Here is a 14,989-nt window from a genome sequence, read left to right on the forward strand (position 1 = left end):
AACGTAATTGAAAATGGTGTTTTATGAAGCGATATGGCGTAACTCTGGGCTTGCTGACATTGCTGACTGCATGTGGCGGTGGCGGTGGCGGAGGCGGTGGCGGTGGTACTGATGTTGGCGGTTTGCCGTCTTCTGCATCACTGGCGAATTTGTGTGCTAACCCACGTGCGGGCAGTGCTGACCGTCAGGGCACGATGGATAATGAAAAAGCATTCCTGCGTTCTTTTGTTGATGAGACTTATCTCTGGTACAAAGATGTACCAACGAATCTGAATCCAGCCAGCTACGCCAATCCTCAGCTGTATTTTGATGTACTGAAAACGACAGCAAAAACAGCATCGGGTGCAGCGGTAGATCAATTCCACTGGTCACAAACCACCGAATCCTATGAAGCGTCTTCCTCCGGTATTTCTCAGGATTATGGTATTCAATGGGCTTCCCAAAGTAATGTACCACCGCGTAATTGGGTGGTGGCTGAAGTTGCAGATAGTTCACCTGCTGCACTCGCCGGTGTGAAACGCGGAGACAAGCTTACTTCGGTCGATGGGATCAATTTTATTACGGATAACACGACCACAGGTATCGCGACGCTGAATGAAGGTCTGTTCCCGAGCAAATTGGCTGCTCATAAGCTGGGCTTCAATGGCAAGGCTGAGATCAGTCTGCTGCCAGCTAATTACACGATTGCTACCGTCAAAAATGTCAAAATTATTCCTACAGCCAAAGGCAATGTGGGTTACTTTATTTTTGATACACATATCGCGAAATCTGAAAATGAGTTGATCGCTGCCATCAATACACTGAAAAATGCCGGTGTACAGGATCTGGTCATCGATCTGCGCTATAACGGTGGCGGTTTGCTATATATCGCAAGTCAGTTGTCATACATGATTGCAGGCCAGGCTCAGACTGGAGGTAAGATATTTGAACTGTTGAGCTATAACGATAAGCTGACTGCGAAAAACCAGAAATACCCTTTCTACGATACCACGACTACGAATGCAGGCTTGCCGACACTGGGGCTGAAGCATGTGTCTTTGCTGGTCAGTCATGGAACGGCCTCTGCGAGTGAATCGATTATCAATGGTTTGCGCGGCGCAGATGTGGCCGTGGATCTGATCGGTGATGTCACGCGTGGCAAACCATATGGTTTCGTTCCTCAATCAAATTGCGGTTACACCTATTTCACGATTCAGTTCAAGGGTGTCAATAACAAGGGATTCGGCGATTACGCGGATGGTTTTGCGCCGACCTGTAAAGCATCAGATGACTTTACAAAGTTGCGCGGTGATGTGGCTGAAGGAATGTTACAGACTGCCCTCAGTTATCGTCAAAATGGCACTTGTCCTGTGCTCGCAACTACCCAGAATGGTGTGCGTTCTGTGCCGGTACTGGATCAGCCGTATGAGTTGATACGTCCAGCCAGCCAGGAAATGCGTATCGTGACACCTATGCCGCGTTCATAATGAAATTCTGGAAACTAAGTTTCCTGCTAAGCCTGTCCGCCTGTCAATTGACGGGCGCGGCGGGCTTGCAGCCAGCCGTGCTGACACAGCCGGAGGGCGCATCTGCTCAGGAATTACGTCGCGTCATTGCTGAATTAAGCGGTTTTTCCAGTGTGATGTTGGCTGAGGATGATCTGACACGTAGCAGTGAATTAGTGATAGAGCGGCGTCATCAGTATAGGCCCAATGGTGACCTGATACAGGGGCGCGATTTGGAGCCGCCTCAGCGTTTCCGGTTGTTGCAAGGCGGTGCACAGTGTTGGCTGCTGCATCTGAATTCTGGTCAGCAACGACTATTGCAAGGCCTTTCCTGTCGACCGTTAACGCCGGCATCCGCAGTCATTCCACCAAAATCTGAGTGAGTCTTACATGAAACGCTGCGCCTGGGCCAATTCCGCCAATCCACTTTACCTGGATTACCATGATCATGAGTGGGGCGTACCCTGTCACGATGAATTGCGCTTGTTTGAAATGCTCAATCTGGAGGGCGCGCAGGCGGGATTGAGTTGGGAAACCGTGCTGAATAAACGCGAAAGCTATCGCCTTGCTTTCGATGGCTGGGATGCGAGAAAAATTGCCAATTACGATGCACAAAAAGTGGCGTCTTTGCTGGCAGATCCCGGCATCATTCGTAATAAACTCAAAGTCGCTGCTGTAATTACCAATGCGCAGGCCTATCTGCGCTTATGTGAAGAGACTGGCGGCCTTGATGCCTATTTGTGGGCGTACGTGGGTGGTATACCTATCATCAATACCGGTGAGCGCATTATCACCACACCTTTATCCGATCAGATTTCAAAAGATCTTAAAAAGCGTGGTTTCAAATTTGTCGGCTCTACCATTATCTATGCCTATATGCAGGCTATCGGCATGGTGCAGGATCATGCCGCTGACTGTGACTGGCGTTGCCCCAAATGAGCCTGTGGGGCAAACGCAGACTCAGTCTGGCGGGCTGTTCAGATGGTTTTTCGATTTACCATTACTGGTTTGCACGCAGGTCTTGCGGTATTCAAAATAGGGTGTGCGCTGGTCTCGCTATCAGGATTCCAGGCCGGTGCTTCTATGCCTTCAAACACGTGTTTTAATTGCTCGCCCCAGCGATCCCGTATCATCTGGAAATAGGTATTTTTTTCATCAATGGTGGTGAAGCGTGTGACTTGCAGACTACCCGTTTCATACACTAGTAAGTCCAGCGGCAGGCCAACCGAGATATTCGAGCGCAAGGTCGAATCCATAGAAATCAAGGCACATTTCGCGGCATCGTCCAGGCTGGTTTCCGGATTGACGACGCGATCAATAATCGGCTTGCCATATTTGGCTTCGCCAATCTGGAAATAGGTATTTTCATCATGTGCTTCGATGAAATTGCCCGCTGCGTAGATTTGAAACAGGCGGCAACGCTCGCCTTGAATCTGGCCGCCAAATATCATACTGACGTTGAAGTCGATACCAAAGCCAGACAGGGACTGGGCATCACGCTCATGCACACGTTTAACTGTTTCGCCGAGTATTCTGGCCGCTTCATACATATTTGGCGTGTTCCAAATAGTATGACCATTGGCATCTTCGTACTCAGAAAGCAGTTCGCGTACTGATTGCGAAATCGACAGATTACCGGCTGTCATCAGCACCATCATGCGTTCGCCAGGTGTTTCAAAAACAGACATTTTGCGGAAGGTGCCGATATGATCGACACCCGCATTGGTTCTGGAGTCGGATAAAAACACCAGCCCGGCATTGAGGCGCATGCCCACACAGTAAGTCATAGTTACGAAGCTAATCTGAAAAGAAACCGATTTTAACTCAAGCCAGTCCTGTGGCTGCCAATATTTAATGCAGTTGTAATAGAGATACCGTACCCGAAAAACCAGGTGCTATTTATAGGCAGCAGTTCAGTGACGGCTGAGTGGCAGAGCTGGTTAGTCACTGCCTGCCGGGCAAGGCTACCAGGCGCCGGCAGTAATGTGGGTCTGCACACTCACACTGACCGACATGCTCTCATTGCCACCGCCACGCCTGACGCCACGTACCGGTGAGGCGGATTCATAATCGCGACCTATCGCAAGACGACAGTAGGCATCATTCATCAGCCTGGCATGCGTCACATCGATACTGACCCAACCTGTGTAATCATGCTGCTCCACCCAGACATCAATCCAGGCATGACTTTCTGCGTGATCGCTGGACTCAGGATCGATATAGCCTGAAACATAGCGCGCAGGTATTCCCTGGACGTGGCAGCAAGCCAGGAAAATATGTGCATGATCCTGGCACACGCCGCTGCCCTGAGCCAGTGCCTCGCTGGCGGTGCTGGTCACGATGGTGCTTCCAGACAAGTAGCTGACGCGGTTTTGAATGGCGCTGGCCAGTTGCAGTGCCTGTTGCGTGTTACAGTGTTCAGCTGGCAGCTTGCCGCGTGCGAAATCCAGCAGGTGCTCACTGGCTGCCGTTAGCCGGCTTGGCACTGTAAAGATCAAAGGCGACAGTTCTGCGTGATCTGCAATCCTGCCCTGCAAAGGGGTACTGACTTCCACCACGCCTTGCGCCACGATGTTGATGTCGGTGTGCGCGCCTGTCACTACCAGTAATTCAGACAGATTGTGATAAGCATCCTGAAATGCCTGGCGTTTGCCCGGGCTGTTGATTTCCCAATGCACAATTTTCTGCTGCGCTTCCAGTCTGGGGCGCAGCCGCAACTGCTGTATCGTATAGCCGGAAGGCGACGAGTAATGGTAAGTAGTACGGTGTTGGATGGCGAGTTGCATGCGCTAGTATCCGGTCATCAGACGGTGGGAACCAGAAAATCACGGCTGATCCGGTTTCCGAGTTCAAAAATACGTTCTAAAAAAGTCGTCAGCGTGGCATGAAGTCCTGTTTGCAGGATATCTTCGATATTCGCGAATTTCAAATCAGCATGTAGTTTTCCGGCAAATTTTTCGGTATCGAGCGAAGCATCGTTACGGATTTCAGCCAGACTGGCAATGACTTCATCCATGCAGGCGAGCAGGGAACGTGGCATATCGGGACGTAACATCAGCAATTCAGCGACGCGCTCAGGTGTAATTACATCGCGATACACCTTACGGTAAATTTCGAAGCCAGATACTGAGCGCAGCAGCGCCGCCCAGTAGTAAAAATCTCTTTGCATGGGATCGATGCCAGCCACTGAATCTTTGCTTGCGTGGAATTTGACATCAAGAATACGCGCCGTATTGTCTGCCCGTTCCAGGAAAGTACCGAGGCGCAGAAAACTCACTGCCTCATCGCGCAACATAGTGCCTACAATGACGCCGCGCGATAAATGCGAGCGAAACTTTACCCATTCAAAAAACTGACTGGGATCTTTTTCCAGGCTGCCGCGCGCCAGCTTATCCTGCATAGACAGCCAGGTCGCATTCTGGGTTTCCCAGACCTCGGTTGTTAAGGTGCCACGCACAGCACGTGCATTTTCGCGTGCTTCATTCAGGCAGGCTGCGATCGAGGAGGGGTTCATCGGGTCACGCACCATGAAATCGAGCACATCACGCTTGCTCAATAATCCATATTGATGATCGAAGGCTTCTTGTAATTCTGAGATACCCAACATGGCACGCCAGCCTTGCTCTGCATCTTGCGCGCTTTGTGGCAGCATGGAAGTCTGGATATTCACATCCAGCATCCTTGCGGTATTTTCTGCACGTTCAGTGTAACGGGCCATCCAGAATAAGTGATCGGCGGTACGGCTCAGCATTCTTTTCTCCCTTTATTTTTCCAGTACCCAGGTATCTTTGGTTCCGCCGCCCTGCGAGGAATTGACCACCAGCGAACCCTCTTGCAAGGCAACCCGGGTCAGACCACCCGGTACCATGGAAATCTGTTTTCCGGAAAGCACAAACGGGCGTAAATCGATATGGCGTGGTGCAATGCCCTGATCAACAAAGGTCGGGCAGGCAGACAGAGCCAGGGTAGGTTGTGCGATATAGGATTCTGGTTTTGCCAGTATGCGCTGCCGGAAATCTTCTATCTGTTGCTGACTGGACGCTGGGCCGACTAACATGCCATAGCCACCTGCGCCGTGCACTTCTTTGACCACCAACTGCGGCAGATTTGCCAGCGTATAGGACAGGTCGGCAGGTTTACGGCACTGATAAGTCGGCACATTGTTGAGGATGGCGTCTTCGGATAAATAAAAACGTATCATGTCCGGTACGAAAGGATAGATCGATTTGTCATCCGCCACGCCGGTACCTATCGCATTGGCCAGACTGACGCGGCCAGCACGATACACCGCCAGCAAGCCCGGCACGCCTAGTGAGGAATCTGCGCGGAAGGCCAAAGGATCAAGAAAATCATCATCGACGCGGCGGTAAATCACATCTACCCGCTTAGGCCCGCGAGTGGTGCGCATATACACAGCGTTATCATTGACGAATAAATCCTGCCCCTCCACCAGTTCCACACCCATTTGCTGAGCCAGGAAAGCATGCTCAAAGTAAGCGGAGTTATACATGCCAGGCGTCATGACGACTACTGTCGGATCATCGACGCCAGTTGGCGCGACTGAGCGCAGATTGTCAAGCAGCATGTCCGGATAATGGTCGACAGGAGCGACCTTGTTCTGCGCAAACAGCTCAGGAAACAGGCGCATCATCATCTTGCGGTCTTCCAGCATGTAAGACACACCGGATGGCACGCGCAGATTATCTTCGAGTACATAGAACTCGCCTTCACCGGCGCGTACTATGTCTACCCCGGCAATATGCGCATAGATGTCCGATGCGACTTTAATGCCTTGCATTTCGGGCCGGTATTGCGCATTTTTATAAATCTGCTCGGCAGGAATCACGCCCGCTTTGATAATGCGTTGTTCATGATAGATGTCATGAATAAACATATTCAAAGCCTGCACACGTTGCGCCAGACCGCGTTGCAGATGACTCCATTCATGTGCGGGGATCACCCTTGGGATGATGTCGAAAGGAATTAAACGCTCGGTACCGGCATCATCACCATAGACCGCAAATGTAATACCGACCCGACGGAAACTCAGATCTGCCTCGGCGCGCTGGCGTTGCAGATGTTCCCCTGTTTGTTCAGCCAGCCATTGCGCATAGCGCTGATAATGTTCTCTGGTGGATGCTGGGGAATTGTCATCTCCGGCATGCATCTCATTATAAAATCTGGCCATTTTTTCTCCCCACAAAGACGCGTTAAACGCACTATATCAAGAAGCATGCCAGTTGTGGTATGCAGACTCAGGGGCGGCGGATATGGTCGACCAAATCTGTTGTTTGCCGGTCCGGTGCCGGGGTCAGTAAGCTCACGATGATCATCATTAAAATACCGAAAGGCACACCAAAAATCCCGGCTGATATAGAAGCAATGTTTCCCCACTGTAATGCTGGATTGCCGCCAAACAGAGGGTGGGTGTACATCATATAAAAAATGCAGAGGCTGAATCCTGCGATCATGCCCGCTACCGCGCCCTGATAATTGGCACGCTTCCAGAATATGCCCAAAACCAGTGCAGGAAACAAGGTGGAAGCTGCAACTGAGAATGCGGCGCCTACCAGCGACAGGATGTCGGCTGGCTTGAGTGAAGCGACGTAGGCAGCTATCAGTGCCACCACCAACAAAATCAGTTTTGACATGGTCACGCGTTTTTGTGTGGACGCGCTGGGGTCGACAATTTTGTAGTAAATATCGTGCGACAGCGAATTGGAAATAGTCAGCAATAAGCCGTCTGCGGTGGACAATGCGGCCGCCAGTCCGCCTGCTGCCACCAGTGCCGACACCACGTAGGGTAAGCCTGCGATTTCCGGCGTGGCCAGTACGATGATGTCGCCATCCATCACAATTTCTGCGAGTTGTACGATGCCATCCCGATTGACGTCGATGATGCTGACCAAAGGATTGAGCTTATCTATATTCGCCCAGTAAGTAACCCAGGATGGCAGCTTGGAAAATTCGCTGCCAACCAGAGAAGTATAAATATCATACTTGACCAAGATCGCGAGCGCCGGAATCGTAATGTAGAGCAGCATGATGAAGAACAGTGACCAGAATACAGAGTCGCGTGCTTCAGTTACTGAGGGTGTGGTGTAATAGCGCGTCAGTACATGGGGCAGGGCGGCCGTCCCCATCATCAGACACAAGACCAGCGCCATGAAATTATTACGTTTGCTGTCGGATTCTTTCTGGTCTTTGGCCGCATAGGGCGTGTACTGCGCATACCCCGCTTGCGACTTGCTGAGTAAGGCGTTGCGTGCATCCTGCCATTGCTGACGTGCTTCGGTTTCTGATTTTGGATAGCGGGCCAGATTTTTACTCGCAGTTTTAATTTCTATCAGCGATCCATTGCCACTCTTGAGTTCATCCAGTCGACGCTGCAATTCGTCACGTCCAGCCAGCCAGGAGGCAGGCAATTGTTCGATCTGGCGTTGTAATACATCGGCGCGCTGGCGGTAGATAGTGCGCACCTGTTGTTCTTTGTCGCTGTGTGCAAATTCCTGTTCTTTGTTGACCAGTTTTTTCAGAAACTCGCCATACGAAATTTGTGGTACCGGATTATCTGCATGTTTGAGTGACAGCCAGCTGACCGGTATCATGAAGGCCACGATAATGATGATGTATTGCGCTACCTGGGTCCAGGTAATTGCACGCATCCCGCCCAGAAACGAACAGACCAGAATACTGGCCAGGCCGAGAAAAATCCCTACCGAAAAATCGACACCGGTAAAGCGTGAGGTAATCAGCCCCACGCCGTAAATCTGCGCGACTACATAAATAAATGAAATGAAGACCGTAGCTGAAACAGCCAGGATGCGGACCAGATTATTGTTTTGTGGCCCGGCAAAGCGTGTTCCTAAAAAATCCGCGATAGTGTACTGGCCGAACTTGCGAATATAGGGTGCGATCAGCATGGCGACTAAACAGAAACCGCCGGTCCAGCCTATGATGTAGGCCAGGCCATCAAAGCCCTGCAGGAATAAACCACCGGCCAGACTCAGAAAACTTGCGGCAGACAGCCAGTCGGCAGCGGTGGCCATCCCATTAAAGACTGCCGGTACCCGCCGTCCCGCCACATAGTATTCCGTGATATCCGATGTTCTGCTCACCAGTCCGATACCGGCATAAATCACGATGGTGGCAAACATGAACAGATAGCCTATCCAGGTACGAGGCACACCTTCTTTTTCAAGAATAGAAAGACTGATCAGGAAAACCAGAAATAAGAGGGTGTACCACAGATAGTAGAGTGTCAGTTTTTGGGTAAATTTTCCGGGGACCATACACTTAATCCTTGCCATAGCGATACGCGATCCAGCGCATGCCAACAGAATAGACCGCCAGTATCAGCACGAAACTCAGCGTCAGGCCCTGAGCCAGCATATAGAACGACAGATTCCATCCAAAAAAATCGATGGTGGCCAGCTCACGTGCGAAAAACAAGGTGCCAAACACCAGCGCTGCCCAGAAAGCCAGCAATAATACTGTCAATAGCCTGGTTTGAAGCCAGTAACGTGCTCTGGCGCTGTGCGCTGTGTGGCGAGGGTTAGCTGACATCATCGATCAGATTCTGTGCATGGTTGAGTGGGAATTCTATGCGGAACAGACAGCCAGGAAAGCCAGGGGCTGTGCTGTCAGTCGCATCGCGTATGCTCACTGTCGCCGCATGCTGCTGCGCGATTTCCCTGACGATAGCCAGTCCTAGCCCACTACCTTGTACATTACTCCCGAGGATACGGTAGAAACGTTCAAAGACATGCTCGCGCTCTGTTGCCGGGATGCCGGGCCCATGGTCTTCCACTTCCAGTACTGCCAGTGCCTGGCTGGCATCGATATCAACCCTGACTGTCACGCTCTTTCCCGATGGCGTATAACGGATCGCATTGTCGATCAGATTGCTCAGCATTTCCCTGAGCATGAGTGGGTTACCGAAAATCTGTACCGCTTGTTCACATTGTTCAAAACCCAGATCGATCTTTTTATTAAAGGAAGCCGGTATCCATTCACGCACGACCTGCATTGCAAACTCATTCAGATTCAGCGGTTCCAGCATCTGTACGGCCGGGCTTTGATTTTCTGCTTTAGCCAGTGCCAGCAATTGATTAATCAGGCGGGTTGCCGCTTCTGAACTGGTTGAGAGTTGTAGTAAGGAGCGGTGAATTTCTTCCTGATCGGTTTGTCGTAAAGCGAGTTCAGATTGCATGCGCATCCCGGCCAGCGGTGTTTTCATCTGATGCGCCGCGTCAGCGATAAAGCGCTTTTGTATCGCGATGGTTTGCGCCAGCCTTTCCAGCATTTCGTTGAGTGAGGCAACCAGTGGCGTGATCTCTTCCGGCACATGGTGCGAATCGATAGGGCTCAGATCATCCGGCCGGCGTGCGCGTATGCGTTGCTGCAGCTCTGCCAGCGGCGAAAGTCCGCGACTCAGTGCAAACCAGACCAGTGCAAGTGCGATCGGCAAAATTATAAACTGTGGCAGTACCACGCCTTTGATGATTTCGTTGGCCAGTACCGCACGTTTTTCCAAACCCTCTGCGACTTGTATCAGGATCAGTTTGTTTTGATTGACGGGTGTTGTTTTGATCAGGTCGACATAAGCATACGCGATACGCATTTCGCTGCCATGAAAGTTCAGATTGCGGAATTGTATGGCGCCGGGCGCCGCGCGCTCTTCTTCCTGCAGCACAGGAAAATCGGTATCACCGTCTATGATGCCGCCTTCCGGCGAGCTGATTTGAAAATAAATATTGTCCAGATCATCCGCACGCAAAATATCGCGCGCCGGTTTAGAGAGTTGGGTAATGGCCTGTCCATCCAGCTCTTTGACTTGCTGCGCCAGCACCAGCACTTTGTCTTCCAGGGCGCGGTCAAAAGGCTGATTGGCGATCGATTTGGCGACCAGATAAGTAATGGCGATACTCATAGGCCACAGCAGCAGCAGCGGTGCCAGCATCCAATCCAGAATCTCACCAAATAAGGAGCGTTGTACCGCTTCATTTTCGTGAGGCAGTAGCGCGCTTACTGTCGCGTCGTGCTGATCTGGTTTGTGGCTATGCTCAGAATTCATGCGGATTCTGGCGGCTGTTCAGGGCTGCGCGCAGCCGGTGCAACATAGAATTTTTCCAGGCAATAGCCCAGGCCTCGCACGGTGGCTATCCGTACACCGTCAACTTCGATTTTCTTACGCAGCCGGTGTACATAGACTTCAATGGCATTATTGCTGACTTCCTCGCCCCATTCACATAAATGGTCGACTAACTGCTCTTTCGAGACCAGCCGTCCGGTGCGTTGCAGCAGCACTTCAAGTAATCCTAATTCACGTGCCGACAAGTCCAGCATTTGTTCATGGATGTAGGCAATCCGGCCAACCTGGTCATAGCTGAGTGGGCCGTGTTTAATGACGGTTGGGCCGCCACCCGCACCGCGCCGCGTCAGTGCGCGTACTCTGGCCTCCAGTTCGGACAAAGCAAAAGGCTTGGCCATGTAATCATCTGCACCCAGATCCAGGCCTTTAACCCTTTGCTCGACCGAGTCGGCTGCGGTCAGTATCAATACAGGCAGATGGGAATTTCTGGCACGCAGCCGGCGCAATACTTCGAGCCCACTCATTTTTGGCAGCCCCAGATCGAGTATCAGTAAATCAAAATCCTGAGTGGATAAGGCGGAATCCGCTTCCTGCCCGTTGCCAACGCAGTCGGTGGCATAGCCGGATTGGCGTAAGGAGCGTGTGAGGCCGTCGGCCAGCACACTGTCGTCTTCTGCAAGCAAGATACGCATGATGTTTGAATTGTCCCGGAATTTTTATCATTGTCACAGGCGATACACGCGTGGTATCCAACCTGTCTCAGTCCTGCCTGTGATTATCGGCATGTGTACTGGGCTCACGTTGAGCCAGATACAACTTTACCGCAAAAAACCTGGCTTTATCCTGATTTAAGATAGATATTCTGCTATTTCAGAAGAATCTTGTGACACTTTAATGAATGTTGTCTATACAAGTGGAACTTTCCCGGATACTTAGCGACTAAGTGCCTGTGAAATTTCTTCCTGCCTAAACACTTTTAAGAGAAGCCCGAATGAAACTGAATCTGCGTCAGTCTGCCTTAAGTCTGTTTGTTGCTGCCTGTTTTACACCTTTCGCTGACGCTGCTGTCCTCGGCAATATCACGCATCAGGAGTCAGCAGCTGCGCTGCCTGCTGGGGTGCAGTTTAAAACTTCCAATGGAGCCATAGTACGCATAGAACTGATCAGTGCGGATGTGTTCCGGGTACAGGCTGGTCTGAATGGACAACTGACGCCGGCTACCGATAAGGCTGCGCCTATCGTATTGCCACAAGCGCCGCAGACAGTGAAATTTCAACTGACACAGCAAGAAGGTTATCGCTTATTACAGACCACAGGCTTTGCACTCAGAATTTACGATCAGCCTATGCGTCTGGCTTTGTATGCGGCAGACAATCAAAGAAAAATCTGGGAAGAAGTGCAGCCTTTAGAAATTTCGGAACAGCAGAGTTTTCAAACCTTATCGAGTTCAAAAGACGAAGTGTTTCTCGGTGGCGGGCAGCAAAATGGCAGCTATGCGTTTAAAGGCAAGACGCTGGATATTTCTTATTCTGGCGGCTGGGAAGAGGGTGACAGACCAAGCCCGGCACCGTTCTATATGAGTAATCGCGGTTATGGCGTCTTGCGCAATACTTGGTCGAACGGCAGCTATGATTTCCGCTCCGCTGATGCGATCCATACCAGCCATTCAGAAGCACGCTTTGATGCTTACTATTTTGTCGGCGGCTTGCCACGCATACTCGATGCCTATACCAGTCTGACTGGCAGGGCAAAGTTGTTGCCACGCTGGGCGCTGGAGTTTGGTGATGCGGATTGCTATAACGATGGCGATAATGTCAAAAAGCCAGGCACGGTACCAACTGGCTGGTCAGACGGCGCTACTGGCAAAACGCCGGATGTGGTGCAGTCAGTCGCGGCACGCTACCGTGAACACGATATGCCGGGTGGCTGGATCTTGCCGAATGACGGTTATGGTTGTGGCTATGCAGATTTGCCAGCTGTGGTCAGCGGCTTGAAAAAATACGGATTCCGTACCGGTTTATGGACAGAAAATGGCGTCGATCAAATCGCCTGGGAAGTCGGCAAAGCGGGAACGCGTGCGCAAAAGCTGGATGTCGCCTGGACTGGTAAAGGTTACCAGTTTTCGCTGGATGCGAATCAGGCAGCCGCGCAAGGTATATTGAATAACTCCGATGCACGGCCTTTTGTCTGGACCGTGATGGGTTGGGCCGGTACCCAGCGCTATGCAGTGACCTGGACCGGAGATCAGTCCGGCAGCTGGGATTACATACGCTGGCATATTCCTACCCTGATCGGTTCCGGCCTGTCCGGGCAGGCCTATGCCACCGGTGATGTGGATGGGATTTTCGGCGGTAGTCCGGAAACCTTTACCCGTGATCTGCAATGGAAGACTTTCACGCCAGTATTGATGGGGATGTCCGGTTGGTCAAAAGCAGTGCGCAAGCATCCATGGTGGTTTGATGAACCTTACCGTAGCATCAATCGTCAGTACCTGAAACTGAAAATGCGGCTGACACCGTATATGTACACCTATGCCCGGGAAGCCGAGTTGAGTGGCGCACCCATCGTGCGTGGTCTGATGTGGGATCATCCGCAGGATGCGCATGCACTGACTGAACAATACAAATACCAATTCTTTCTCGGTAAAGATTTTCTGGTCGCGCCTGTTTACAAAAGTCAGGCCGCCAGCCGTGGCTGGCGCAAAGGTATTTATCTGCCACAGGGGCAATGGATAGATTACTGGGATGGCCGTGTGGTCGATGCCGGTGTGAATGGCAAAGTGATAGACCAGCAGGTGACGCTGGAGCGCTTACCTGTGATGGTACGCGCCGGTGCCATTCTGCCTATGTACCCGACTGCTTTATATGACGGTCAGGTCGCGAAAGATACGCTGACACTGGATATTTATCCGCATGGAAAATCCAGTTTTACCATGTATGAAGATGATGGTGAAACCCGTCAGTATCAGAAGGGTGAATTCGCTTCCCAGACCTTTACGGTGGATGCGCCTGTCGGTACAGCGGGAGATATTCAGGTCAAGGTGGACGCAGTGACTGGCAGCTACCGCGATATGGAAGCCGCACGTGCATTGGAATTACAGATACATAGCCGGGTTGCACCGCGTCAGGTCCTGGCCGGAATGCAGGAAATGCCTGCGTTGAACAATCGTGCGGCCTGGCTGGCCGCATCAAGCGGCTGGTATTACGATGTCCGGGATAAGTACGGCACGGTGTATGTCAAAACCGCTAAGCAATCTGTGCGTGAAGCGCAGGAATTTTTACTGCGTATTCCTGCAGATCAAAAGCTGACCGCAACGGCATCTTACCCATCCGCACCTGACTTAGGCGATGCGATTGCGCCGGACAACCTGTTAGTGGTCAATCGTCCTGCTGAAGAGCCTGGTCACCCGCTGGAAAATGCGTTCGACGGTAAGCCAGAAACCTGGTTCCGTACTGTGCGTGATCAGTCGCAGAAAACCGGTGCGCATGAATTTGCGCTGGCGCTGGGCGAGCGCCGCATGGTGAAAGGCTTTGAAATTGCACCGCGTACTGATCAGCATTGGCGATATGGTCAGCCTAAGGATGTTGAGGTGTATCTGGCGGATAGTAATGGCGAGTGGGGACAGCCGGTATATCGTGGTCGTCTGCTTAAGCAGCAGGCTAAGCAAAAAGTCGAGTTTGCAGCCAAACCCGGACGTCTGTTCCGTTTCCGCATTTTAAGTACCTATGACCAGAGTGATGATGGCAGCACGCAGGATCCTATGGTACTCACATCTGCAAATGAAGCGAGTCCGGCAAAAGCCTATCACGCCGCAATTCCAGCGGTAGTCACACCGGTCACGATCTCCGAATTCAGTGTTTTGGAGCAAGCCTTACCCGACCTGCCTAAGCAGCAACTGTATTTGTCGGATGCACTGACTAAGACCAATTTACCGGTCAGCCTGGATCAGTCTGCCTATCGACCTGATGGAAGTTCTGGCGTGATGCAAATGAATGGACTGAAATTCCGCAAAGGACTGGGCGTGGTGGGTAATACCGCTATACCTTTACAACTGAGCGGACAATGGCAAACCTTCCGTGCCGACGTCGGTATCGACGATGCGTGTCGTCTGTTTGGTGGTTTGCAATTCCAGGTCTGGGGCGATGAGCGCCTGCTGTTTGACAGTGGTTTGATCAAAGCGCCAGCGGTGGTGAAACCTGAACTGGATATCCGTGGTGTGAAACAATTACGACTGGTGACCACTGGCGTACAAGGCAATACCAAAGCACCGGTCTGCGCCAACTGGGCAAATGCACAACTGATAGGATTCCAGGGCGATCAGGTGCAGCCTTGAAGTCTTGCCGTTTCACAGACCCCGTATTCAGGCCTGTGCGACAGGAAAAATACGGGGTCACAGAAAGTTTGAAAAAAT

12 protein-coding genes are annotated in these 14,989 nt (G+C 51.5%); 4 read left to right on the top strand and 8 right to left on the bottom strand.

The features are described 5' to 3' along the window. The first annotated feature begins 23 nt into the window (after nucleotides 1-23). Genes H8K43_RS05845 through H8K43_RS05855 form a run of 3 tightly spaced genes read left to right on the top strand, consistent with a single transcriptional unit; the run spans nucleotide 24 to nucleotide 2,423 of the window. Nucleotides 24-1,466 (top strand): S41 family peptidase, encoded by a 1,443-nt coding sequence (locus tag H8K43_RS05845; protein ID WP_186902952.1) that lies wholly within the window; start codon nucleotides 24-26, stop codon nucleotides 1,464-1,466. Further along, the gene (locus H8K43_RS05850) at nucleotides 1,466-1,867 is read left to right on the top strand and encodes a hypothetical protein (RefSeq protein ID WP_186902953.1); all 402 of its coding nucleotides are present in this window, start codon (nucleotides 1,466-1,468) and stop codon (nucleotides 1,865-1,867) included. Before H8K43_RS05845 ends, H8K43_RS05850 begins: the two co-directional genes overlap by 1 nt. A 7-nt stretch (nucleotides 1,868-1,874) precedes the next feature. Beyond that, a complete protein-coding gene (locus H8K43_RS05855; protein WP_186902954.1) occupies nucleotides 1,875-2,423 on the top strand; it encodes a DNA-3-methyladenine glycosylase I in 549 nt (182 codons plus the stop codon). A 38-nt stretch (nucleotides 2,424-2,461) separates the two neighbouring features. Here the strand turns inward: H8K43_RS05855 and H8K43_RS05860 are convergent, their stop codons facing one another. From H8K43_RS05860 to H8K43_RS05895, 8 genes are all read right to left on the bottom strand, one after another. After that, nucleotides 2,462-3,271 carry a proteasome-type protease gene (locus H8K43_RS05860; RefSeq protein WP_230403681.1) on the bottom strand — a complete coding sequence of 270 codons (810 nt, stop codon included), beginning with the start codon at nucleotides 3,269-3,271 and terminating at the stop codon, nucleotides 2,462-2,464. Between the two features lie 177 nt (nucleotides 3,272-3,448). After that, entirely contained in the window at nucleotides 3,449-4,270 is an 822-nt protein-coding gene (locus tag H8K43_RS05865; RefSeq protein WP_186902955.1) for a transglutaminase family protein, read from the bottom strand. A gap of 17 nt (nucleotides 4,271-4,287) precedes the next feature. Next, nucleotides 4,288-5,235 (bottom strand): alpha-E domain-containing protein, encoded by a 948-nt coding sequence (locus tag H8K43_RS05870; RefSeq protein WP_186902956.1) that lies wholly within the window; start codon nucleotides 5,233-5,235, stop codon nucleotides 4,288-4,290. 12 nt (nucleotides 5,236-5,247) lie between these two features. Next, entirely contained in the window at nucleotides 5,248-6,672 is a 1,425-nt protein-coding gene (locus H8K43_RS05875; RefSeq protein ID WP_186902957.1) for a circularly permuted type 2 ATP-grasp protein, read from the bottom strand. Nucleotides 6,673-6,739: 67 nt separating this feature from the next. Beyond that, nucleotides 6,740-8,776: a sodium:solute symporter family protein gene (locus tag H8K43_RS05880; RefSeq protein WP_186902958.1), complete on the bottom strand. Its 2,037-nt coding sequence runs from the start codon at nucleotides 8,774-8,776 to the stop codon at nucleotides 6,740-6,742. 4 nt (nucleotides 8,777-8,780) lie between these two features. Then, complete coding sequence (locus H8K43_RS05885; protein WP_186902959.1) at nucleotides 8,781-9,053, bottom strand: DUF4212 domain-containing protein; 273 nt, start codon at nucleotides 9,051-9,053, stop codon at nucleotides 8,781-8,783. Next, complete coding sequence (locus H8K43_RS05890) at nucleotides 9,040-10,560, bottom strand: sensor histidine kinase (protein WP_186902960.1); 1,521 nt, start codon at nucleotides 10,558-10,560, stop codon at nucleotides 9,040-9,042. The genes H8K43_RS05885 and H8K43_RS05890 overlap by 14 nt, the downstream gene beginning before the upstream one ends. Next, entirely contained in the window at nucleotides 10,557-11,270 is a 714-nt protein-coding gene (locus tag H8K43_RS05895) for a response regulator (RefSeq protein WP_162020542.1), read from the bottom strand. Before H8K43_RS05895 ends, H8K43_RS05890 begins: the two co-directional genes overlap by 4 nt. A 299-nt stretch (nucleotides 11,271-11,569) precedes the next feature. Here H8K43_RS05895 and H8K43_RS05900 point away from each other — a divergent pair, with 299 nt between their 5' ends. Beyond that, entirely contained in the window at nucleotides 11,570-14,911 is a 3,342-nt protein-coding gene (locus tag H8K43_RS05900) for a TIM-barrel domain-containing protein (protein WP_186902961.1), read from the top strand. Nucleotides 14,912-14,989: the final 78 nt, after the last annotated feature.

This window comes from Cognatundibacterium curvum, assembly GCF_014284235.1.
GTDB lineage: Bacteria > Pseudomonadota > Gammaproteobacteria > Burkholderiales > Burkholderiaceae_D > Undibacterium > Undibacterium curvum.

What these genes read in the sequence shown, in the direction of transcription:
- H8K43_RS05875 (WP_186902957.1), bottom strand. Translation starts at nt 6,672, where the DNA reads ATGGCCAGATTTTATAATGAGATGCATGCCGGAGATGACAATTCCCCA.
- H8K43_RS05890 (WP_186902960.1), bottom strand. Translation starts at nt 10,560, where the DNA reads ATGAATTCTGAGCATAGCCACAAACCAGATCAGCACGACGCGACAGTA.
- H8K43_RS05860 (WP_230403681.1), bottom strand. Translation starts at nt 3,271, where the DNA reads ATGACTTACTGTGTGGGCATGCGCCTCAATGCCGGGCTGGTGTTTTTA.
- H8K43_RS05855 (WP_186902954.1), top strand. Translation starts at nt 1,875, where the DNA reads ATGAAACGCTGCGCCTGGGCCAATTCCGCCAATCCACTTTACCTGGAT.
- H8K43_RS05885 (WP_186902959.1), bottom strand. Translation starts at nt 9,053, where the DNA reads ATGATGTCAGCTAACCCTCGCCACACAGCGCACAGCGCCAGAGCACGT.
- H8K43_RS05850 (WP_186902953.1), top strand. Translation starts at nt 1,466, where the DNA reads ATGAAATTCTGGAAACTAAGTTTCCTGCTAAGCCTGTCCGCCTGTCAA.
- H8K43_RS05870 (WP_186902956.1), bottom strand. Translation starts at nt 5,235, where the DNA reads ATGCTGAGCCGTACCGCCGATCACTTATTCTGGATGGCCCGTTACACT.
- H8K43_RS05900 (WP_186902961.1), top strand. Translation starts at nt 11,570, where the DNA reads ATGAAACTGAATCTGCGTCAGTCTGCCTTAAGTCTGTTTGTTGCTGCC.
- H8K43_RS05865 (WP_186902955.1), bottom strand. Translation starts at nt 4,270, where the DNA reads ATGCAACTCGCCATCCAACACCGTACTACTTACCATTACTCGTCGCCT.
- H8K43_RS05880 (WP_186902958.1), bottom strand. Translation starts at nt 8,776, where the DNA reads ATGGTCCCCGGAAAATTTACCCAAAAACTGACACTCTACTATCTGTGG.
- H8K43_RS05895 (WP_162020542.1), bottom strand. Translation starts at nt 11,270, where the DNA reads ATGCGTATCTTGCTTGCAGAAGACGACAGTGTGCTGGCCGACGGCCTC.
- H8K43_RS05845 (WP_186902952.1), top strand. Translation starts at nt 24, where the DNA reads ATGAAGCGATATGGCGTAACTCTGGGCTTGCTGACATTGCTGACTGCA.